Genomic DNA, 19,812 nt, shown 5'->3' on the forward strand with positions numbered 1-19,812 from the left:
CGGCACCCAATCCTTCGAAACGGCGGCTGGATGCCTGAACACTACAACAAAAGGGTGCGGCCGCCTGAAGCGCCGGACCCGGCGGCTCAAGCCAGGGACAAGAGCCGGTCCTTGACGATCATGGAGCCGTCGTCCTGGGTCTGGACAAATCCGCGCTCCTCGAGATCCTTCATCACGCGGCTCACCATTTCGCGCGAGGCGCCCACCATTTTCGCGAGATCCTGGCGCGAGATCTTGTCGCGCACCTTCAGGTTGCCTGCCCCATCGTCGATCGCGAACTCGAGCAGCGAGCGCGCCACGCGCCCATAGACGTCCATCAGCGCAAGCGACTCGATCTTGCGGTCGGCATGGCGCAGGCGCTGCACCAGGCCGCGCATGATGTTGTAGGCCATCGAGGAGTTCTCGGGCAGGCAGCGTGCGAAGGCGTCCCGGTCCAGCATGAGTACGTCGCACTGGATCTCGGTGCGCACCGTGGCCGAATGGGGCTCGTCGTCGATCAGGCTCATCTCGCCGATGTAGTCGCCGGGATGCAAGGTGGCAAGGATCACCTCGCGCCCGCGGTTGTCGGCGCTCGTCACGCGCGCGCGTCCGGTCAGGATGATGTAGAGCGCGTCCGATTTCTTGCCCTGCTCGACAACGACTTCGGCCCGCTTGAAGCGCTTCTTGATGATCGCATCCGCAATGCTTGCAGACTGCGAGGACGTGAGCGAGGCAAACAGCGGAACGCGCCGCAGCAACTCAAGATTGGACAGCATCGACATTTATCAATCCCTGATACGGCGTGCGCAAGCTCGTCCATCGTGGGCCCGATGGATTACTACAATCGCGCGCATTGAAAACACCGTGCACCCGGTGTTGAACCGAGCGGTGATACTCCACATATATCGCTACCACCCTGAAAATGTACACGCTGAAGCAGCGCAAATCCTAGGTTTTCCACTCATGTCCGCTCCCCAACACGCCAAGGTCTTGATTCTGGGCTCCGGCCCGGCCGGCTACACCGCCGCCGTCTACGCAGCCCGCGCAAACCTCCAGCCGCTGCTCATCACGGGCATTGCCCAGGGCGGCCAATTGATGACGACCACCGAGGTCGACAACTGGCCCGCGGACGTGCATGGCGTGCAGGGCCCCGAGCTCATGCAGCGTTTTCTCGAGCACGCAGAGCGCTTCAAGACGCAGATCGTCTTCGACCACATCAACAAGGTCGACCTCGGCAAGCGCCCGTTCACGCTGACCGGCGACAGTGGCACCTACACCTGCGATTCGCTGATCATTGCCACGGGTGCTTCCGCCAAGTACCTGGGGATCGACTCGGAACAGAAATTCATGGGCCGCGGCGTCTCGGCCTGCGCCACCTGTGACGGCTTCTTCTACCGCGAGCAGGAAGTGTGCGTGATCGGCGGCGGCAACACCGCCGTCGAGGAAGCCCTGTACCTGGCCAACATCGCGAACAAGGTCACGCTGGTGCACCGCCGCGACAAGTTCCGCGCCGAGCCCATCCTGATCGACAAGCTCATGGAGAAGGTCGCCGAAGGCAAGATCGTCCTGAAGCTGCACAACGAACTCGACCAGGTGCTGGGCGACGACACGGGCGTGACGGGCATCCGCATCAAGAACACGCAAAGCGGCGCCACCGAGCAGATCGACCTCAAGGGCTGCTTCATCGCGATCGGCCACCACCCCAACACCGACATCTTCCAGGGCCAGCTGGAAATGAAGGACAACTACATCCTGACCCGCTCGGGCCTGCAGGGCTTTGCCACGATGACCAGCATTCCGGGCGTCTTTGCCGCCGGCGACGTGCAGGACAACGTGTACCGCCAAGCCATCACGAGCGCCGGCACCGGCTGCATGGCCGCGCTGGACGCCCAGCGCTTCCTCGAGCAGGACGGCACGCTTTAAGCGGGCAGCCCCAAAAGGGCTATAATCCAAGGCTTTGCCGAAATAGCCCCTTTCAACCGGGGCCGAGAATCCAGGCAAAGCCGGGGTACCGCCACCCGTTTTCTGGCGAGGTCAAGCTGCAAAACACCTGCAATCGCCACGATTGCGCCGGTGCCAGCTGTTCAAGAAAGAGTGTCCTCATGGCACGCGTATGCGACGTAACGGGCAAAGGCCCGATGGTCGGAAACAACGTTTCCCACGCCAACAACAAAACCAAGCGCCGGTTCCTGCCGAACCTGCAATACCGCCGTTTCTGGGTCGAGACTGAAAACCGCTGGGTTCGCCTGCGTGTTTCGAGCGCCGCACTGCGCCTGATCGACAAGAACGGCATCGACGCCGTGCTCGCAGACCTGCGTGCACGCGGCCAAGCTTAAGGAGCTGAATCATGGCAACGAGCAAAGGCGGACGCGAAAAGATCAAGCTGGAATCCACCGCGGGTACCGGCCACTTCTACACGACCAGCAAGAACAAGAAGACGATGCCTGAAAAGATGTCGATCATGAAGTTCGACCCCAAGGCACGCAAGCACGTCGAATACAAGGAAATCAAGCTGAAGTAATTCGGCCCCGGTTTCCCCCACGAAAAACCCGCTGCTCACCCAGCGGGTTTTTTGTTGCCTGTCGAATCACGCGCAGCGCGGGGTGCGGCAGGCACAAACAAAAAAGCCGGCCCATGGGCCGGCTTCTTGATGGGCGCGAACGCCCGCCTGATCAGGCGCGTGCAGCGCGCAAGCGGGTCGAGAACTCGCGCAGGCCGGCGATGCCGCTGGCCTCCGCGCGGTGGCACCAGGCCGCCAGGTCGGCCGCCAGCTGCTCGCGCGACTGCGAGGTGTTGAGCCAGAGCTGGCGCAGCTCTTCGCGCATGGTGACCATCTTGTCGATCACCGGGTGGGCAGCGCGCGCCTGCACGAGGTGCGAGCGGGCCGATGCGGGCACCTTGTCGTCGTCGCGATGCAGCCAGTTCTTGGCCGCCTTGAGCACCGAAATGTCGCCGCCCTTGGTCTTGAGCGCAGCCAGTTCGGCCTTGGTGACGCGGCGCATCTCGCGGGCATAGCCGGCCATGACTTCATAGCGGTTGGCAATGACGGCCTCGAGCGTCTTCTCGTTGGCCACGGGCTGGATGTCGCCCATCAGCATCTTCGGCGGCACCTTCTTGACCTTGGCCCAGCCGATCTTCTGCATCATCTGGATGTAGACCCAGCCGATGTCGAATTCGTACTTCTTGACCGAGAACTTGGCCGAGGTGGGATACGTGTGGTGGTTGTTGTGCAGCTCTTCGCCACCGATGATCAGGCCCCAGGGCGAGACATTGCGGCTGGCGTCCGGCGCCTCGAAGTTGCGGTAGCCCCAGTAGTGGCCGATGCCGTTGATGATGCCGGCCGCGGTGATCGGGATCCACAGCATCTGCACGGCCCAGACCGTGAGGCCGAGCGCGCCGAACAGCGCCAGGTTGATGACCAGCATGAGGCCCACGCCCTGCCAGCTGTAGCGGGTGTACAGGTTGCGCTCGAGCCAGTCGTCGGGCGTGCCGTGGCCGTAGCGCTCCATCGTTTCCTTGTTCTTCGACTCGGCGCGATACAGCTCGGCGCCGCGCCACAGGACTTCGTCGATGCCCTTGACCTGCGGGCTGTGCGGGTCTTCTTCGGTTTCGCACTTGGCGTGGTGCTTGCGGTGGATGGCCACCCATTCCTTGGTCACCATGCCGGTGCCGAGCCACAGCCAGAAGCGGAAGAAATGCGAGGGGATCGGGCCCAGATCCATGGCCCGGTGCGTCTGCGTGCGGTGCAGGAAGATCGTGACCGCAGCGATCGTGATGTGCGTGGTGACGAGCGTGTACAGCACGACTTGCCACCATGTGAGGTCCCACAAGCCGTGTCCGAGCCAGTCGATGGCCGCGCTCAAAACGGCAGAGTCAGGAATCAACATTGAATTAAGTGCTCCATGGCCACACGAAGGTGCAGCCTTTCAGTTAACCCGCGATTTTAAGGCGGCAGGGCCAAAATGAGGCCCTTTGCCCTTCCTTGAAGGCGCAGATTTACCCTAATTTGGAGTGCCGTGCCTATTTGCGGTTCCACACCGCGGCAAAGAAACCGTCCGTGGCGTGGCGGTGCGGCCACAGCCGCAGATAGCGCCGCCCGTCCGCTCCGCCTGCGCAGAGCGCCTCGAAACCCTCCACCTTGAGCCCCTGCAGCAGTTCCGCGGCGTCCTGGGGCACGAAATCGGGGTTGGCGGCGCTGAAAGCCTCGGCAATGGCCTCGTTTTCCTCGGGCAGCACGCTGCAGGTGGCATAGACCAGCCGTCCGCCCGATTTCAGCAGGCGCGCCGCGCTTTGCAGGATGGCGGCCTGCTTGACCGTCAGTTCCTCGACCGATTGGGGCGACTGGCGCCATTTCAGGTCCGGATTGCGGCGCAGCGTGCCCAGGCCCGAGCAGGGTGCGTCCACCAGCACGCGGTCGATCTTGCCGGCCAAGCGCTTGATGCGGTCGTCCCGCTCGTGCGCGATGGCGGCCGGATGCACGTTCGACAGCTTGCTGCGCGCGAGCCGCGGCTTGAGCGCGTCGAGCCGGTGGGCCGAGGTGTCGAAGGCGTAGAGCCGGCCGGTGTTGCGCATGGTCGCGCCGATGGCCAGCGTCTTGCCGCCGGCACCGGCGCAAAAATCGACCACCATCTCGCCCCGCTTGGCATCCAGCAGCAGCGCGAGCAGTTGGGAACCCTCGTCCTGCACCTCGACGGCGCCGCGGGCGAAGGCGTCCAGTTTGGTCAGCGCGGGCTTGCCGTCGATCCGCAGGCCCCAGGGCGAGAACGGCGTTGCTTCCGATTTGATAGCAGCTTTCGCAAGCTCCGCCTTGACTTCGGCGCGCTTGTCGGTCAGCGCATTGACGCGGAGATCGAGCGGCGCGGGCTGCTGCAGGCTTTCGACCAGCGCCCAGAAACCGTCGCCCAGCTGGGCCTTGAGCGGCCCCACCAGCCATTCGGGCAGGTTGTGGCGATGGCGTTCGAGCAGATCGTCCGGCTTGACGGCGTCGCAGTTGTCGAGCCAGCGCTTTTCGGTGTCGTTGAGGGCGCTCTTGAGGAAGTCGCGCGGGCCGTGAAAGCCCAGGATCGCCATGCGGCGCTCCTTCGAGCCGCTGCCCGAGGGCGAGAGGTGGTCGAACAGCAGCTTCTTGCGCAGCACGGTGTAGACGGTTTCGGCAAGCGTGGCGCGCTCGCGCGGGCCGAACTCGCGGTGGTCGCGGAAAAAGCGCGAAACGACCTGGTCGGCCGGGTGATCGAATTTCAGGACAAGGCCGACCAGATCGGCGGTGGCCTCCAACAGGGCTTTGGGGTGCATGCCCCGATTGTCTCAGCCGGGCGGCCCGCTACGCGGTGCGCGTCCAGATCGCCCCGAAAGCCTGCCGCTCGATCTCCTCCAGCGTCGGCGAATGGCCGGCCCAGAGCACCAGCGCCGCGCCCGGCAGGCTCAGCGTGTGTTCGAGCTGGCGGCAGAGCTGCCAGCGGTCGTCGTCGTCCAGCCCCGGCAACTCGACGAACACGACGTAGGCCCGGCGCCACGGGAATTCGCGCAGGATCTTGCGCACCAGCCAGGCCCGCGAAACGGGCAGGCAGCGCGCGAGGTCGGCCCGCAGCTCGCCCAGTTCGTGGTCGCCCAGGTCGTGCCGGGCGATCTGGCTGAAGAAAGGCGTCTCGGTGATCTCTTCCCAGGCGCGGGCTTCGGCTTCCTCGGCCTCCTTGAGGCGGCCGCGCCACAGCTTGAGCGCGTCCTCGTCGTGCGCGCCCGCATCGGGGTCCTCGAGCGCGGCCACGGCACTTTTCGCGGCCCACCAGCGGCTCGCCGCGCTGGAGCCGTACAGGCGCTCGAGCACCGCCAGGCGCGCCGCGCGGTCGCGCAGGGGCAGCATCTGGGCCAGTCCGCGCAGCGCGCCGGCGTGCTCGGGCGCGATCTGGAGTGCGCGCTCATAGCGGACACGCACCGGGGCGGCCGGATCGAGCCGGCGTTCGGCATCCGCCCACTCCACCAGCTCGTCGGGCGTGTTGCGCTCGCCCCGCGCCGCGAGCAGCTCGACGCGCTCGCGGATGCGCGAGCGATGCGCGTGGTGCTGCTTCCAGTCGCCGGCATGGGCGCGGCGCCACTGGTTGTCGAAATGCGCGATCCACTTGGCGCTGTCGGCCAGCATGCCCAGCGCGGGTTCGACCGACCAGGGCGGCACCACGGCCTTCTGGCCGAGCGCCTCGAGCCGGTCGCGCAGCACGGGATGGGTGTCTTCCAGGTCGCTCACGCGTCGCATGGCTTCGCGCAGGGCCTGGCGCGCGAATTCGGCGTCCGGCGGCGTGGCGGCGCGCTGGCTCAGGGCCTCGAAGGGACCGGGCGGCTGCGGCTCGCGTTCGGCGCGCGCCCAGTGCGAGGCCCAGAACTCGTCGGCATACCAGCGGGCCTTGATGGCGATCTCGGTCAAGGCGGCCGCGGCCACGGGCGTGCCCAGCAGCCGGCCGGAGATGCGGTCGGCTTCGTATTCGTCCTGCCGCGCAAGCGCGAAGGTGCGGGCCGCGAAACGCGGAAAGTACCAGCGGAAGAAGGCTTGCGACACCAGCGCCATCACGCCTTCGTCGCGCTGCAGGCTGGCGTCCAGCTTCAGCCATGAAAGCCGCGTGCGGTAGATCCAGGCACTGAGCTTGCCGTGGTTGCCGCGCAGGTGCCCGTATTCATGGGCGAGCACCGACAGCAGCCGCCGCCGGTCCAGCATCATGAGCAGCGGCAGCCCGATGCTCAGGGAGTTGACCGCCCCGCCGAACAGCCCGAAGCGCGGTACCTGCCGGATGCTGGCATTGAACTCGTCGTCGAGATAGACGCGGTGGACCGGCGGCCCCTTGATCTTCTTGCGGATGCGCTCGAGCGCCTCGAACAGCGCGGGCGCATCGGCGCGCGAAAGCTCGCGCCCTTCAGGCTCGTCGAACCGGACCCAGAGCGCGCGCAGCGTGGCCCAGAGCAGGCCCAGGGCGAACAGCAGCAGCCAGCCGCGCGTGAAGCTGAAACGCCCGCGTCCGGCCGCCAGCGCGACCCAGGCGATGATGCCGACCGAAAGCGCAAGGCAAGCCAGCACCCAGAGATAGCCGAGCGCCGCAAAAGCCGCGACGCCGCGCCGGTAGCGCGCGCTGTCGTCCGCGCTGGCATGCTCGCTCAGCCTGACGAGGTGAACAAAATCAGCGCGATCCATCCGACTTTCCTCCACCAGCCTCCCATTGAAAGGCCAGCAAGAACATGAACGACGACAACGACCTGCCACCCCTGATCGAGACGCCCCCCGGCCGCTATCGGCACTACAAGGGCGGCGAATACGAGGTGCTGGGCACCGTGCGCCACAGCGAAACGCTGGAGCCGATGACGCTGTACCGCGCGCTCTATGGTGCGAAAGGGCTGTGGGTCCGCCCGGCTGCGATGTTCGAGGGCACGGTGGAGATCGACGGCGTCATCCAACCGCGCTTCGCGCCGATCTAGAACACCAGGTATTCGACGACAGCGCCGGCCCCAGTGCGCCTCAGCCGCAGCGGACGTCCGTCACGCGGCCGCGTGCATCCACGTCGAGGTTCAGGCGCCCGCCGTTGAGTTCCATCGTCACTGCCTCGCCGGGCTTCAGCGCACGCACCGTGCCCGCACCGGCGCGTACGCGGGCGGCGGCCTCGAGCTGGGGCGACAGCGGCTGGCCGACGGCGAAGCGCGCGCCGTCCGCATTGCACTGGAACACCGGCTCGGGCGGTGCAGCGGATGCGGATGCAGGGGTTGGTGCGGGGGCTGGCGCGGCGCAGGCCGACAACAGGACAGCGCCGGCGACCGCGGACAGTAGCGATTGGGTTTTCATTCGTGCTCCCGAAAACCCGCGAATATAAACAAATTTAAGACGTGTGACTTGATGTATCTGCAAGCCACGCGGCAATGGCGCGTGGATACAACTGATGCTCCTGCGCGAGCACCCGGCCGGCCAGCGTGGCGGCCGTGTCGTCCGGCAGCACCGGCACCACCGCCTGATCCAGGATCGGACCGTGGTCGAGTTCGGTCGTGACCTGGTGCACCGTGACGCCCGCCACCTTGCAGCCGGCATCGATGGCCCGCTGGTGCGTGTTCAGCCCCGCAAAGGCCGGCAGCAAGGAGGGATGGATGTTGATCAGGCGGCCGGCGTAGCGCCCGACGAAGCCCGGCGTCAGGATGCGCATGAAGCCCGCCAGCACCACCAGCGCCGGCGAATGCGCGTCGACCGCCTTCGCCAGCGCCTCGTCGAAGGCCTCGCGCGTCGCGAAGTCCTTGTGCGGGACCACGGCGGTTGCGATGCCGTGGGCCCTGGCGACGGCAAGCCCCCCTGCGTCGGCCTTGTTGCTGACGACCGCGGCAATGCGCGCGCCGAAGCGCTCGGGCCAGCGGTCGCGCTCGGCGGCGCGCACGATGGCCGCCATGTTGGAGCCGCCGCCGGAAATCAGGATCACGATGTTCTTCATGGGAGGCCGGGATTATCTGTGCTCCGCCCGCGTTGTCGCCGCGCGGACACCGATTCACAGCACGACCGTGCTAAAACTCGAAGCTCCGGAGACATGCCGCCGCAGCCGCGACGGCGGCGGACCGATCAACACAGCGAGGCACGCATGGATTTGAGCTTCACGCCCGAAGAACAGCAGTTCCGCGAAGAAATTCGCGCCTGGGTCAGAGAAAACCTTCCCCAAGAAATTTCGCACAAGGTGCACAACGCGCTCGAGCTGACGCGCGACGATTTGCAGGGCTGGGCCAAGATTCTTGGCAAGAAGGGCTGGCTCGGCTACGGCTGGCCGAAGGAATTCGGCGGCCCGGGCTGGACCGCCATCCAGCGCCACCTGTTCGAGGAAGAAACCGCGCTGGCCGGCGCGCCGCGCATCATCCCGTTCGGCCCCGTGATGGTCGCCCCGGTGATCATGGCCTTCGGCAATGCCGAGCAGCAGAAGCGCTTTCTTCCCGGCATCGCGAGCGGCGAGGTCTGGTGGAGCCAGGGCTACAGCGAGCCCGGCTCGGGCTCCGACCTGGCCTCGGTCAAGACCAAGGCAGAGCGCCACGGCGACAAGTACATCGTCAACGGCCAGAAGACCTGGACCACCCTCGGCCAGCATGGCGACTGGATGTTCAACCTCGTGCGCACCAGCAACGAGGGCAAGCCCCAGACCGGCATCAGCTTTCTGCTGCTCGACATGAAGTCGCCCGGCGTCACGGTGCGGCCGATCAAGCTGCTGGACGGCAGCCATGAAGTGAACGAGGTGTTCTTCGACAACGTCGAGGTGCCGGCCGAGAACCTGATCGGCGAGGAGAACAAGGGCTGGACCTACGCCAAGCACCTGCTCTCGCATGAGCGCACCAACATCGCCGACGTGAACCGCGCCAAGCGCGAGCTCGAGCGCCTGAAGCGCATCGCCAAGAGCGAAGGCGTCTACGACGACCAGCGCTTCCGCGACGAGATCGCCAAGCTGGAGGTCGACATCGTCGCGCTCGAGATGATGGTGCTGCGCGTGCTTTCGGCCGCCACCTCGGGCAAGAATTCGCTCGATGTCGCGGGCCTGCTCAAGATCCGCGGCAGCGAGATCCAGCAGCGCTACAGCGAACTGATGATGCTGGCCGGCGGCGCCTATTCGCTGCCGCTCATCCGCGAAGCGATGGAAGCCGGCTGGCAGGGCAACTTCCCGGGCGGCAACCCGGCGCTCGCGCCGCTTGCATCGACCTTCTTCAACATGCGCAAGACCACCATCTACGGCGGCTCGAACGAAGTGCAACGCAACATCGTCGCCCAGACGGTGCTGGGCTGAGGAGACAAGAACATGGATTTCAATTTCACCGACGACCAGGAACAACTGCGCGACGCCGTTCGCAAGTGGGTCGACAAGGGCTATGACTTCGAACGCCGCCGCAGCATCGAGGCCCACGGCGGCTTCTCGCGCGAGGCCTGGGACGAACTGGCCGAGCTCGGCCTGGGCGGCCTCTACATCGCCGAGGACGACGGCGGCCTGGGCATGGGTCCGGTGGCCGGCATGGTGGTGATGGAAGAGCTGGGCCGCGGCATCGTGCTGGAGCCCTTTGCGCAGACGCTGATCGCCGGCGCCGTGCTGGGCGGCTACGCCGGTGCCGACACCAAGGACAACTGGCTGCCGCGCATCGCCGGCGGCCAGGCCATCGTGGTGCTGGCTCATCAGGAACGCAAGTCGCGCTATCGCCTCGACGTGTGCGAGGCCCATGCGGCCAAGGCCGGCGACGGCTGGTCGCTGACCGGTGCCAAGAGCGTGGTGCCCGTGGGCGACGAGGCCGACGCCTACCTGGTGCCGGCCAAGGCCGACGGCAGGATCGCCCTCTTCCTGGTCGAACGCAGCGCGAGCGGCGTCGAGGCCCGCGGCTACGGAACGCAGGACGGCGGCCGCGCGGCCGAGGTGGTGTTCGACAAGGCAGACGCCACGCTGGTCACGGCCGACGGCCTGGCCGCGCTCGAATATGCGGTGGACGTCGGCATTGCCGCCACCTGCGCCGAAGCGGTCGGCGTGATGGACAAGACCCTGGCCCTCACCGTCGACTACATGAACCAGCGCAAGCAGTTCGGCGTGACCATCTCCACCTTCCAGGCGCTGCGCCACCGCGTGGCCGACATGAAGATGCAGCTCGAGCTCGCGCGCTCGATGAGCTACTACGCCACGCTCAAGCTCAATGCGCCCGCCGAGGAGCGGCGCCAGGCGCTGGCACGCGCCAAGTACCAGCTGGGCGTGTCGATGCGTTTTGTCGCCGCGAATTCGGTGCAGCTGCATGGCGGCATCGGCGTGACCGACGAATACATCGGCAGCCACTATTTCCGCAAGCTCACGCAGCTCGAAATGACCTTCGGCGACACGCTGCACCACCTGGGCGAAGTGTCGGCGCGCATGCAGGACACGGCCGGCGTCTTCGCCTGACGGAGTTTTTCCCATAGCATCCAACGCCCGCCCGCCTTGCGCCGGCGGGCGTTCTTACTGGAACCTCGCCAGGAACACACATCACATGCCATCACGCCGCACCCTGCTGGCCCTCGGACTCGCATCGACCGCCATGCTGACCGCCTGCGCCACCGCCCCCTCGCCTTCGTACACCGAACGCCCGCCGATCGTCTTCATGCACGGCAATGGCGATTCGGCTGCGCTCTGGCAGACCACGATCTGGCGCTTCGAGTCGAACGGCTGGCCGCGCGACCGGCTCTTTGCGCTCGACCAGCCCTACCCGCTGGCACGCGACGACGATGCCGTGGCCCAGCCGGGCCGCAGCTCGACCGCCGATTCGGCCCTCTTCCTGAAGGCCGAGGTCGACAAGGTGCTGAAGGCCACGGGCGCCGGCAAGGTGGTGCTGATCGGCAATTCGCGCGGCGGCAACACGATCCGCAACTACGTGCAGAACGGCGGCGGCGCGGCCGTCGTGAGCCACGTGGTGCTGGGCGGCAATCCGGCGCACGGCATCTGGGCCGTGAAGGGCTTCCGCGAGAACAACGAGTTCTCGGGGCTCTCGGGCTTCATGCAGCAGCTCAACGCGCCGAAAGGGCCGAACGGCGAGGAGGTCACGCCGGGCGTGAAGTGGCTCACCTTGCGCTCGGACAACAACGACAAGTACGCCCAGCCCGATGGCGTGTGGATCGGGGTGCCGGGCCAGCCGACGAACATCGGCTTCGACGGACCGGCGCTCAAGGGCGCAACCAACGTGGTGCTGCCGCGCGTGGACCACCGGGAAACCTCGTTCTCGCCCGCGGCATTCGCGGCGACCTGGCAGTTCCTGACCGGCGAAGCGCCGCGCAGCACGGCGGTGGCGCCCGAGGCGAGCGTCGTGCTCGACGGCCGGGCGGTGGGCGCGGAGAACCTTTCGCTCAATGGCGGGCAGGTCACCGTCTACGCGGTGGATCCGGCCACGGGCGCACGGCGCGGCGATGCGGTGCACAGCAAGAGCATCGGCGCCGATGGCCGCTGGGGTCCGTTCAATGCGCGCGGCGACACGGCCTACGAGTTCGTGCTCAGCGCACCCGGCTACGGCATCACGCACATCTACCGCAGTCCGTTTCCGCGCAGCAGCCGCGTCGTGAACCTGCGGCCCGAACGCCTCACGCCGGCCGATGGCAGCGCCCAGGCGGTGGTCGTCTTCACGCGGCCGCGCGGCTACTTCGATGCAGAGCGCGACACCATGCGCTTCGACGGCCAGAGCCCGCCGCCCGGCGTGCCGCCCAAGGGCTCCGGCGTGTCGAGTTCGCGCTTGCGGGTGGCCGCCGCACAACCGCAGCGCGCGGTGACCGGCGAATTCAACGCGGAGCGCATCACCGGCCTGACCTGGCCGGCGGCGCAGCAGCACGTGACGGTGCTCGAATTGACCTACTGACTGATTGACGAGGGCCCAGGACATGAATGACGCGACTTCTCCCTTCGTGCTGGCGACACGCGATGCGCGCGGCGTGGCCACGCTGACGCTGAACCGCCCGGCCTCGTTCAACGCCCTCTCCGAAGGCATGCTGGGCGCGCTCGAACAGGCGCTCGCTGACATTGCGGCCGACGACACGGTGCGCGCCGTCGTCATCGCGGCAGCGGGCAAGGCCTTCTGCGCGGGCCACGACCTGAAGGAAATGCGCGCCGAACCCTCGCTCGGCTACTACCAGCGGCTGTTCGAGCGCTGCGGCGCGATGATGCTGTCGATCCAGCGCCTGTCCGTGCCGGTGATCGCGCGCGTGCACGGCATCGCGACGGCCGCGGGCTGCCAGCTGGTCGCGGTGTGCGACCTGGCGGTGGCCTCGAGCGAGGCGCGCTTCGCGGTCAGCGGCGTGAACGTGGGCCTGTTCTGCGCCACGCCGAGCGTCACGCTGTCGCGCAATCTCGGCCGCAAGCAGGCCTTCGAGATGCTGGTGACCGGCGAATTCATCGGCGCGGAGGAAGCCCGCGAGAAAGGCCTGGTCAACCGGGTGGCGCCGCCCGGCGAGCTCGACGCCGCAGTGGAGGCGCTGGTGGCCAGCATCGTCGCCAAGCCGCGCCAGGCGCTCGCGCTCGGCAAGGCGCTGTTCTATCGGCAGCTCGAAACCGGCATCGAGGCCGCGCTGGCCGACGCCAGCCAGACCATGGCCTGCAACATGATGGACGAGAGCGCGCTGGAAGGCGTGCAGGCCTTCATCGAGAAGCGCCCGCCCGGCTGGAAGCGCTAGGTGTCGTGCAGCCGCGAGCTCTGCGGCAGGTGCGCCATCAGGAATTCCATCTGGTCCGCCAGGATGCGGCGGTTTCGCAAAATGAAATCTTCCCAGAGGCTGGGCACGTAGGGTGCGTACAGCAGCGGCATGTTGGCCTGCTCGGGCGTGCGGCTGCTCTTGCGGTGGTTGCAGGGCCGGCAGGCGGTGACCACGTTCATCCAGGTGTCGATGCCGTTCTGCGCGAACGGAATGATGTGTTCGCGCGTGAGCTCGTCTTCGTGGAAATGCCCGCCGCAGTAAGCACAGATGTTGCGGTCGCGCGAGAACAGCTTGCTGTTGGTGAGCCCCGGGCGCTGGGTGAAGGGATTGATGCGCGGCACGCCCTTGGTGCCGATGATGCTGTTGATCGCGATCTGCGACTGCTGGCCGGTGATGGCATTGTGGCCGCCACGGAACACGGCCACCTGCGCGCCCACCTCCCAGCGGACTTCGTCCGCTGCATAGTGGATGACCGCCTGTTCGAGCGATATCCATGACTGGGGCAGCCCTTGGGCCGACAGCTTCAAGACCTTCACCACACGCCTCCTCAAAAAGGGAAGAATCACGGAAAGACCAGGGACACGGAGCGCGCCGGAGACCACTTCAGGCGACGCACTGAGTCACAATATACCGGCTTTGTGACAAAACGGCCTGATGTGCCCATTCGACGGGCAAAAGGCGCTATCAAAAAGATACCCATCCATGCAGGTTTTCCGCGGCTTCCGGCACCCGGGCGTGGCTCCGGCCTGCGCCCTCACCATCGGCAATTTCGACGGCGTGCACCGTGGCCACCAGGCCATGCTGGCGCTCTTGCAGACCGAGGCGCGCCATCGCGGGCTGCCCAGCTGCGTGCTCACCTTCGAGCCGCATCCGCGCGACTATTTCGCCGCCGTCACCAAGAAACCCGACCTGGCGCCCGCGCGCATCGGCACGCTGCGCGACAAGCTCACCGAGCTCGCGGCCTGCGGCGTGGCGCAGACGGTGGTGCTGCCCTTCGACGGCCGGCTGGCCTCCCAGTCGCCCGAAGCCTTCATCCAGAACGTGCTGATCGACGGCCTGGGCGCGCGCTACGTGCTGGTGGGCGACGACTTCCGCTTTGGCGCCAGGCGGGCCGGCGACTACGCCATGCTCGACGCCGCCGGCGATGCGCACGGCTTCGACGTGGCGCGCATGAACAGCTACGAGGTCCACGGCCTGCGCGTTTCCAGTTCGGCCGTGCGCGAGGCGCTGGCCGAGGGCCGCATGGCCGATGCCCAGCATCTGCTCGGGCGGCCCTACACGATCTCGGGCCACGTGGTCCATGGCCGCAAGCTCGGCCGCGCGCTGGGCGCCTCGGCGCCCGGCAAGGACGACGGGTTCCGCACCCTCAACCTGCGCTTCAAGCACTGGAAACCGGCGGCCAGCGGCATCTTCGCGGTGCTGGTGCACGGGCTGGCCGACCAGCCGCTGCCGGGCGTGGCGAACCTCGGCGTGCGGCCCTCGCTCGATGCCAACGACGTCAACGCGGGCCGCGTGCTGCTGGAGACGCATTGCCTGGAGTGGCCCTCGCATCTGGGAGCCGAAGGGGCCTACGGTAAAATCGTCCGCGTGGAACTCCTGCACAAACTGCACGACGAATTGCGCTACACCAGCCTCGAGGCCCTGACTGCGGGCATCGCGAAGGATGGGCGCGACGCGCGCGCGTTCTTTGCGTCGACCCACGCCGAAACCCACCGCCAGACCACGCGCGACCGAATTTAGCCCTGCACGCACCGTGCTGCCGCCCTTCGACAAGCTCAGGGCGAACGGCTTTTCTTCCGCACCGACCGCTCAAATGCAGTTCGGGCTGAGCCTGTCGAAGCCCCTCTGTTTCGCACCCCAACATGTCTGACGCCGCTTCCCCCACCGATTACCGTTCCACGCTGAACCTGCCCGACACCCCCTTCCCGATGCGCGGGGACCTGCCCAAGCGCGAACCGGGCTGGGTCAAGGAATGGAACGACGAAGGCCGCTACCAGCGCCTCCGCGACGCCCGCCACGGCGCGCCCAAGTTCATCCTGCACGACGGCCCGCCCTACGCCAACGGCCAGATCCACATGGGCCACGCGGTGAACAAGATCCTGAAGGACATGATCACCAAGGCGCGCCAGCTCGAAGGCTACGACGCGCTCTACGTGCCCGGCTGGGACTGCCACGGCCTGCCGATCGAGAACGCCATCGAAAAGCAGTACGGCCGCAACCTGAGCCGCGACGAGATGCAGGCCAAGAGCCGCGCCTACGCCACGGAACAGATCGCGCAGCAGATGGCCGACTTCCAGCGCCTGGGCGTGCTGGGCGAATGGGACCATCCCTACAAGACGATGGACTTCGCGAACGAAGCCGGCGAGCTGCGCGCGTTCAAGCGCGTGATCGAGCGCGGCTTCGTCTACCGCGGCCTCAAGCCCGTGTACTGGTGCTTCGACTGCGGCTCGTCGCTGGCCGAATTCGAGATCGAATACGCCGACAAGAAGAGCCAGACCCTGGACGTGGCCTTCAAGGCGCACGAGCGCGAGAAGGTGCTCAAGGCCTTCGGGACCGACCACACGATCCTCGGCGACATCTTTGCCGTGATCTGGACCACCACCGCGTGGACCATCCCGGCCAACCAGGCGATCAACCTGAACCCGGAGATCGAATACTCGCTGGTCGACACCGAGCGCGGCCTCCTGATCCTCGCCAACTCGCTGGTCGAGATGTGCATGACGCGCTATGCGCTCGACGGCAAGGTGCTGGCCACGGTCAAGGGCGAAGCACTTGGCGGGCTCGAATTCGAGCATCCGCTGTACGACGTGGACGCCGGCTACAAGCGCCTGTCGCCCGTGTACCTGGCCGACTACGCCACCGCCACCGACGGCACCGGCCTGGTCCACTCCTCGCCCGCCTACGGCGTGGACGACTTCAACTCCTGCATCGCCCACGGCGTGGCGTACGACGACATCCTGAACCCGGTGCAGGGCAACGGCAGCTATGCGCCCGACTTCCCGCTGTTCGGCGGGCAGAACATCTGGAAGGCCGTGCCGGTGATCATCGCCGCGCTGCGCGACGCCAACCGCCTGCTCACCACCGAGACCATCACGCACAGCTATCCGCACTGCTGGCGCCACAAGACGCCGGTGATCTACCGCGCCGCGGCGCAGTGGTTCATCCGCATGGACCAGGGCGAAGGCGTGTTCACCAAGGACAAGGCGCCCAAGACGCTGCGCCAGACCGCGCTCGACGCCATCGAACAGACCAGCTTCTACCCGGAGAACGGCAAGGCGCGCCTGCACGACATGATCGCCGGGCGGCCCGACTGGTGCATCAGCCGCCAGCGCAGCTGGGGCGTGCCGATCCCGTTCTTCCTGCACAAGGATTCGGGCGAGCTGCATCCGCGCACGATGGAAATCCTTGACCAGGCCGCCGACATCGTCGAGAAGGGCGGCATCGAGGCCTGGAGCCGCGTCACGGTTGAAGAGATCCTGGGCGCCGAAGACGCGCCGCACTACACCAAGAGCACCGACATCCTCGAGGTGTGGTTCGACTCGGGCTCGACCTTCTATCACGTGCTGCGCGGCACGCACCCCAACGTGCACCACGAGAGCGGCCCCGAAGCCGACCTGTACCTCGAAGGCCACGACCAGCACCGCGGCTGGTTCCATTCGTCGCTGTTGATCGCCTGCGCGCTGGAAGGCCGGGCGCCCTACCGCGGCCTGCTCACGCACGGCTTCACGGTGGATGCCAAGGGCATCAAGATGAGCAAGTCGCTCAAGAACGGCATCGACCCGCAGGAAATCAGCAACAAGCTGGGCTCGGAAATCATCCGCCTGTGGGTGGCCGCGAGCGACTACTCGGGCGACATCGCGGGCGACGACAAGATCCTGGCGCGCGTGGTCGATGCCTACCGCCGCATCCGCAACACGCTGCGCTTCCTGCTGGCGAACACGAGCGACTTCGACATCGCCAAGGATGCCGTGCCGCTCGAGGAACTGTTCGAGATCGACCGCTATGCGCTCTCGCGCGCGGCGCAGTTCCAGGCCGAGATCCTTGCGCACTACAAGGTGTACGAGTTCCATCCGGTGGTGGCCAAGCTGCAGATCTACTGCTCGGAAGACCTGGGCGGCTTCTACCTCGACATCCTGAAGGACCGGCTCTACACGACCGCGCCGGGCTCGCTGGCGCGCCGCAGCGCGCAGACGGCGCTCTGGCACATCTCGCAGGCAATGCTGCGCTGGATGGCGCCGTTCCTGAGCTTCACGGCCGAAGAGGCATGGAAGTTCGTGAGCACGGGCAAGCCGGGCGAGTCGATCTTTGCGCAGACCTACAGCAAGTTCGCCGCGCCCGACGAAGCACTGCTTGCGAAGTGGGGCCGCATCCGCGAGATCCGCGACGTGGTCAACAAGGACATCGAAGCCGTGCGCGCCGAAGGCAAGGTGGGCTCGTCGCTGCAGGCCAAGCTGCAGCTCAGCGCACCGGCCGACGACTTCGCGCTGCTGGAGTCGCTGGGCAACGACCTGAAGTTCGTCTTCATCACTTCCGCCATCGAACTGGCGGCGGGCGAGGCGCTGTCTTCGGTGGTGACGCCGAGCAGCGCGCAGAAGTGCGATCGCTGCTGGCACTACCGCGACGACGTGGGCCACGACCCGGCGCATCCGACGATCTGCGGCCGTTGCACGAGCAACCTGTTCGGTGCCGGCGAGCCGCGGAGCTTTGCCTGATGGCGGCGGCACGCACCATGTCGGCATCGCGCTCGCGCAGCGGCAGCATCTGGCCATGGCTCGGGCTGGCGGCGATCATCCTGATCATCGACCAGTTCACCAAGACGCTGATCCTGGGCTACTACAAGCTGGGCGACGCAACCTACGTCACGAGCTTCTTCAACGTGGTTCGCGCGCACAACACGGGCGCCGCGTTCTCGTTCCTGGCCGACCATTCGGGCTGGCAGCGCTGGTTCTTCACGGCCATTGGCGTGGCGGCCGCGGTGTTCATCGTCTGGATGCTGAAGTCGCACGCGGGGCAGAAGCTGTTCTCGTTCTCGATGGCCTGCATTTTGGGCGGGGCGATCGGCAATGTGATCGACAGGATGATGCACGGCTACGTGGTGGACTTTCTGAGCTTCCACGCGGGCAACTGGTACTTTCCGGCGTTCAATGCGGCGGACAGCGCGATCACGCTGGGGGCGATCTGCCTGGTGCTGGATGAGATACGGCGGGTTCGGCGGGGGAAGTAGGGCTTCTTAGCGGCTTTGGGGAGACGCGCCCGGCATGCGGCGCGGCGCGGTCGGCCCCACTGTGCCGGCCCTTCGGGCTGCCCTGCGGTGCTCGCGTTTCGCGGGGTCTCGCAGAACTCGCCTGCGGCTCAGACAGCTGCGAGCCCTGATCCGCGAAACGCTGCGCTCCTCGGCGGCACAGAGGGGCCGTCCGCACCGCACCGCCTGCCGGGCGCTTGCCGTCGCTTGGATGCCGCTGCCCTCACCCCGGCCCTCTCCCGGAGGGAGAGGGAGCAAGACCGGGCTCGCACGCGCGCGAGGGTTTTTCCCCACTTCATCGGCTGTCATAGCGGGGTCATACTGCCGCGGTGAAATGTAATCGATTACATGACACCGCACGAATGAGCATCCAAGCCGTTGCAGCCAAAGCCGGGGTTTCCGTGGCCACCGTGTCGCGGGCCTTCAATTTCCCCGACAAGGTGACCCGCTCCACGCGGGAGCTGGTGGAGCGCGTCGCGCGTGAACTCGACTACGTGCCGAACGCCAGCGCGCGCACCTTGCGCACTCAGCGCAGCCGTGCGTTGGGCGTGGTGCTGCCGACGCTCTTGAATCCGACCTTTGCCGAATGCCTGCAGGGCATCGCGCGCGCGGCCATCGCCGGCGGCTACGCGATCATTCCGGTCACCACGGGCTACCAGCTCGACGAGGAAGAGCGTGCGGTCCACCTGCTGCTTGCCGGCAATGTCGATGGGCTGATCCTCGTGGTCTCCAATCCTTCCACGTCGGCCGCGCTGGCCCGGCTGCGCGGCACCGGCACGCCCTACGTGCTGGCCTACAACAGGCACCCCGAGCATCCCTGCGTGACCGTCGATGGCGAAGCAGCCGTGGCCGATGCGGTGGCGCGGCTGGTGCTGCACGGGCATCGCCGCATCGCAATGGTCAGCGGCACGCTCGCCGCGTCCGACCGCGCGCAGCAGCGCTACCGCGGCTACCGCAAGGGCATGGCCGATGCCGGGCTCAAGGCACCGCCGCTGATCGAGGTGCCGTTTGTCGAAAGCGCGGTCGATGCGCTCGCCGGCGTGCTGCAGGTGCCCGGCCGGCCCACTGCGCTGGTCTGCTCGAACGACCTGCTCGCCATCCGCAGCATCCGCGCCGCGCACTTGGGCGGCCTTGCCGTGCCGGACGACCTCAGCGTCATCGGCTTCGATGGCATCGCGCTCGGCGAAGACCTGACGCCGGCGCTCACCACCATCGCGCAGCCCAACGACGACATCGGCCGCCGCAGCGTCGAACTGCTGATCCAGGCGATGGCCGGCGGCACCGCGCTGCAGGCCGATGCGAGCCTGCTGCTGCCGTACTTCTTCCGCGACGGCGAATCGTGCGCGGCCGCGCGCGACAACGCCAACGACTGATCGATCACCTCGCCTCCGTCTCCACATATCCATCCAAGGAGTTCTTT

General features: G+C 66.8%; 19 protein-coding genes. 12 read left to right on the forward strand and 7 right to left on the reverse strand.

The features are described from left to right. Positions 1-86: 86 nt before the first annotated feature. Positions 87-761, reverse strand: coding sequence for a Crp/Fnr family transcriptional regulator (locus tag VPA02S_RS06445; protein WP_018903175.1), 675 nt, complete (start codon positions 759-761; stop codon positions 87-89). A gap of 181 nt (positions 762-942) precedes the next feature. Between VPA02S_RS06445 and trxB the strand changes: the two genes are divergently transcribed. From trxB to rpmG, 3 genes are all read left to right on the forward strand, one after another. Next, entirely contained in the window at positions 943-1,902 is a 960-nt protein-coding gene (gene trxB / locus VPA02S_RS06450) for a thioredoxin-disulfide reductase (RefSeq protein WP_012746430.1), read from the forward strand. Positions 1,903-2,081: 179 nt separating this feature from the next. Then, a complete protein-coding gene (rpmB, locus tag VPA02S_RS06455) occupies positions 2,082-2,315 on the forward strand; it encodes a 50S ribosomal protein L28 (protein WP_007830293.1) in 234 nt (77 codons plus the stop codon). Positions 2,316-2,326: 11 nt separating this feature from the next. Next, entirely contained in the window at positions 2,327-2,500 is a 174-nt protein-coding gene (rpmG, locus tag VPA02S_RS06460; protein ID WP_007830291.1) for a 50S ribosomal protein L33, read from the forward strand. A gap of 151 nt (positions 2,501-2,651) precedes the next feature. Here rpmG and VPA02S_RS06465 read toward each other — a convergent pair whose 3' ends face one another. The 3 genes from VPA02S_RS06465 to VPA02S_RS06475 all read right to left on the reverse strand — a co-directional run bounded on the left by VPA02S_RS06465 (position 2,652) and on the right by VPA02S_RS06475 (position 7,153). Continuing rightward, positions 2,652-3,866 (reverse strand): DesA family fatty acid desaturase, encoded by a 1,215-nt coding sequence (locus tag VPA02S_RS06465; RefSeq protein ID WP_012746429.1) that lies wholly within the window; start codon positions 3,864-3,866, stop codon positions 2,652-2,654. Between the two features lie 133 nt (positions 3,867-3,999). After that, positions 4,000-5,271, reverse strand: a complete 1,272-nt coding sequence (locus VPA02S_RS06470; RefSeq protein WP_012746428.1) for an RsmB/NOP family class I SAM-dependent RNA methyltransferase — start codon at positions 5,269-5,271, stop codon at positions 4,000-4,002. Between the two features lie 28 nt (positions 5,272-5,299). Continuing rightward, positions 5,300-7,153, reverse strand: coding sequence for a M48 family metalloprotease (locus VPA02S_RS06475; RefSeq protein WP_028256320.1), 1,854 nt, complete (start codon positions 7,151-7,153; stop codon positions 5,300-5,302). A 44-nt stretch (positions 7,154-7,197) separates the two neighbouring features. On the opposite strand from VPA02S_RS06475, the gene VPA02S_RS06480 reads away from it, so the two are divergent. Beyond that, complete coding sequence (locus tag VPA02S_RS06480; protein WP_012746426.1) at positions 7,198-7,434, forward strand: DUF1653 domain-containing protein; 237 nt, start codon at positions 7,198-7,200, stop codon at positions 7,432-7,434. A gap of 40 nt (positions 7,435-7,474) precedes the next feature. On the opposite strand, the gene VPA02S_RS06485 is transcribed toward VPA02S_RS06480, so the two are convergent. Continuing rightward, on the reverse strand, positions 7,475-7,795 hold the full coding sequence (locus tag VPA02S_RS06485; RefSeq protein WP_012746425.1) for an I78 family peptidase inhibitor: 321 nt from the start codon (positions 7,793-7,795) through the stop codon (positions 7,475-7,477). A 34-nt stretch (positions 7,796-7,829) separates the two neighbouring features. Then, on the reverse strand, positions 7,830-8,426 hold the full coding sequence (gene purN, locus VPA02S_RS06490) for a phosphoribosylglycinamide formyltransferase (RefSeq protein WP_028256321.1): 597 nt from the start codon (positions 8,424-8,426) through the stop codon (positions 7,830-7,832). A gap of 144 nt (positions 8,427-8,570) precedes the next feature. Here purN and VPA02S_RS06495 point away from each other — a divergent pair, with 144 nt between their 5' ends. From VPA02S_RS06495 to VPA02S_RS06510, 4 genes are all read left to right on the forward strand, one after another. Then, positions 8,571-9,752 carry an acyl-CoA dehydrogenase family protein gene (locus VPA02S_RS06495; RefSeq protein WP_028256322.1) on the forward strand — a complete coding sequence of 394 codons (1,182 nt, stop codon included), beginning with the start codon at positions 8,571-8,573 and terminating at the stop codon, positions 9,750-9,752. 12 nt (positions 9,753-9,764) lie between these two features. Next, positions 9,765-10,880 (forward strand): acyl-CoA dehydrogenase family protein, encoded by a 1,116-nt coding sequence (locus tag VPA02S_RS06500; protein WP_028256323.1) that lies wholly within the window; start codon positions 9,765-9,767, stop codon positions 10,878-10,880. Positions 10,881-10,965: 85 nt separating this feature from the next. After that, the gene (locus VPA02S_RS06505; RefSeq protein WP_028256324.1) at positions 10,966-12,318 is read left to right on the forward strand and encodes an alpha/beta fold hydrolase; all 1,353 of its coding nucleotides are present in this window, start codon (positions 10,966-10,968) and stop codon (positions 12,316-12,318) included. Positions 12,319-12,340: 22 nt separating this feature from the next. After that, positions 12,341-13,129, forward strand: a complete 789-nt coding sequence (locus tag VPA02S_RS06510) for an enoyl-CoA hydratase (RefSeq protein ID WP_028256325.1) — start codon at positions 12,341-12,343, stop codon at positions 13,127-13,129. Here VPA02S_RS06510 and VPA02S_RS06515 read toward each other — a convergent pair. Then, positions 13,126-13,686 carry an HNH endonuclease gene (locus VPA02S_RS06515; protein ID WP_012746419.1) on the reverse strand — a complete coding sequence of 187 codons (561 nt, stop codon included), beginning with the start codon at positions 13,684-13,686 and terminating at the stop codon, positions 13,126-13,128. The genes VPA02S_RS06510 and VPA02S_RS06515 overlap by 4 nt on opposite strands. Positions 13,687-13,852: 166 nt before the next feature. On the opposite strand from VPA02S_RS06515, the gene VPA02S_RS06520 reads away from it, so the two are divergent. The 4 genes from VPA02S_RS06520 (at position 13,853) to VPA02S_RS06535 (ending at position 19,765) form a co-directional block, all read left to right on the forward strand. Continuing rightward, positions 13,853-14,890 (forward strand): bifunctional riboflavin kinase/FAD synthetase, encoded by a 1,038-nt coding sequence (locus VPA02S_RS06520; RefSeq protein WP_012746418.1) that lies wholly within the window; start codon positions 13,853-13,855, stop codon positions 14,888-14,890. A 122-nt stretch (positions 14,891-15,012) separates the two neighbouring features. Then, a complete protein-coding gene (gene ileS, locus VPA02S_RS06525; RefSeq protein ID WP_028256326.1) occupies positions 15,013-17,862 on the forward strand; it encodes an isoleucine--tRNA ligase in 2,850 nt (949 codons plus the stop codon). Beyond that, positions 17,862-18,374 carry a signal peptidase II gene (gene lspA, locus VPA02S_RS06530; RefSeq protein ID WP_018906458.1) on the forward strand — a complete coding sequence of 171 codons (513 nt, stop codon included), beginning with the start codon at positions 17,862-17,864 and terminating at the stop codon, positions 18,372-18,374. The genes ileS and lspA overlap by 1 nt, the downstream gene beginning before the upstream one ends. A 380-nt stretch (positions 18,375-18,754) precedes the next feature. Next, entirely contained in the window at positions 18,755-19,765 is a 1,011-nt protein-coding gene (locus VPA02S_RS06535; protein WP_028256327.1) for a LacI family DNA-binding transcriptional regulator, read from the forward strand. The last annotated feature ends 47 nt before the right edge of the window (positions 19,766-19,812 follow it).

Origin of the sequence: Variovorax paradoxus NBRC 15149 (assembly GCF_001591365.1) — a bacterium.
In the GTDB taxonomy this organism is placed as follows: Bacteria; Pseudomonadota; Gammaproteobacteria; order Burkholderiales; family Burkholderiaceae_C; genus Variovorax; species Variovorax paradoxus.

What these genes read in the sequence shown, in the direction of transcription:
- VPA02S_RS06445 (WP_018903175.1), bottom strand. Translation starts at nt 761, where the DNA reads ATGTCGATGCTGTCCAATCTTGAGTTGCTGCGGCGCGTTCCGCTGTTT.
- trxB (WP_012746430.1), top strand. Translation starts at nt 943, where the DNA reads ATGTCCGCTCCCCAACACGCCAAGGTCTTGATTCTGGGCTCCGGCCCG.
- rpmB (WP_007830293.1), top strand. Translation starts at nt 2,082, where the DNA reads ATGGCACGCGTATGCGACGTAACGGGCAAAGGCCCGATGGTCGGAAAC.
- rpmG (WP_007830291.1), top strand. Translation starts at nt 2,327, where the DNA reads ATGGCAACGAGCAAAGGCGGACGCGAAAAGATCAAGCTGGAATCCACC.
- VPA02S_RS06465 (WP_012746429.1), bottom strand. Translation starts at nt 3,866, where the DNA reads ATGTTGATTCCTGACTCTGCCGTTTTGAGCGCGGCCATCGACTGGCTC.
- VPA02S_RS06470 (WP_012746428.1), bottom strand. Translation starts at nt 5,271, where the DNA reads ATGCACCCCAAAGCCCTGTTGGAGGCCACCGCCGATCTGGTCGGCCTT.
- VPA02S_RS06475 (WP_028256320.1), bottom strand. Translation starts at nt 7,153, where the DNA reads ATGGATCGCGCTGATTTTGTTCACCTCGTCAGGCTGAGCGAGCATGCC.
- VPA02S_RS06480 (WP_012746426.1), top strand. Translation starts at nt 7,198, where the DNA reads ATGAACGACGACAACGACCTGCCACCCCTGATCGAGACGCCCCCCGGC.
- VPA02S_RS06485 (WP_012746425.1), bottom strand. Translation starts at nt 7,795, where the DNA reads ATGAAAACCCAATCGCTACTGTCCGCGGTCGCCGGCGCTGTCCTGTTG.
- purN (WP_028256321.1), bottom strand. Translation starts at nt 8,426, where the DNA reads ATGAAGAACATCGTGATCCTGATTTCCGGCGGCGGCTCCAACATGGCG.
- VPA02S_RS06495 (WP_028256322.1), top strand. Translation starts at nt 8,571, where the DNA reads ATGGATTTGAGCTTCACGCCCGAAGAACAGCAGTTCCGCGAAGAAATT.
- VPA02S_RS06500 (WP_028256323.1), top strand. Translation starts at nt 9,765, where the DNA reads ATGGATTTCAATTTCACCGACGACCAGGAACAACTGCGCGACGCCGTT.
- VPA02S_RS06505 (WP_028256324.1), top strand. Translation starts at nt 10,966, where the DNA reads ATGCCATCACGCCGCACCCTGCTGGCCCTCGGACTCGCATCGACCGCC.
- VPA02S_RS06510 (WP_028256325.1), top strand. Translation starts at nt 12,341, where the DNA reads ATGAATGACGCGACTTCTCCCTTCGTGCTGGCGACACGCGATGCGCGC.
- VPA02S_RS06520 (WP_012746418.1), top strand. Translation starts at nt 13,853, where the DNA reads ATGCAGGTTTTCCGCGGCTTCCGGCACCCGGGCGTGGCTCCGGCCTGC.
- ileS (WP_028256326.1), top strand. Translation starts at nt 15,013, where the DNA reads ATGTCTGACGCCGCTTCCCCCACCGATTACCGTTCCACGCTGAACCTG.
- lspA (WP_018906458.1), top strand. Translation starts at nt 17,862, where the DNA reads ATGGCGGCGGCACGCACCATGTCGGCATCGCGCTCGCGCAGCGGCAGC.
- VPA02S_RS06535 (WP_028256327.1), top strand. Translation starts at nt 18,755, where the DNA reads ATGAGCATCCAAGCCGTTGCAGCCAAAGCCGGGGTTTCCGTGGCCACC.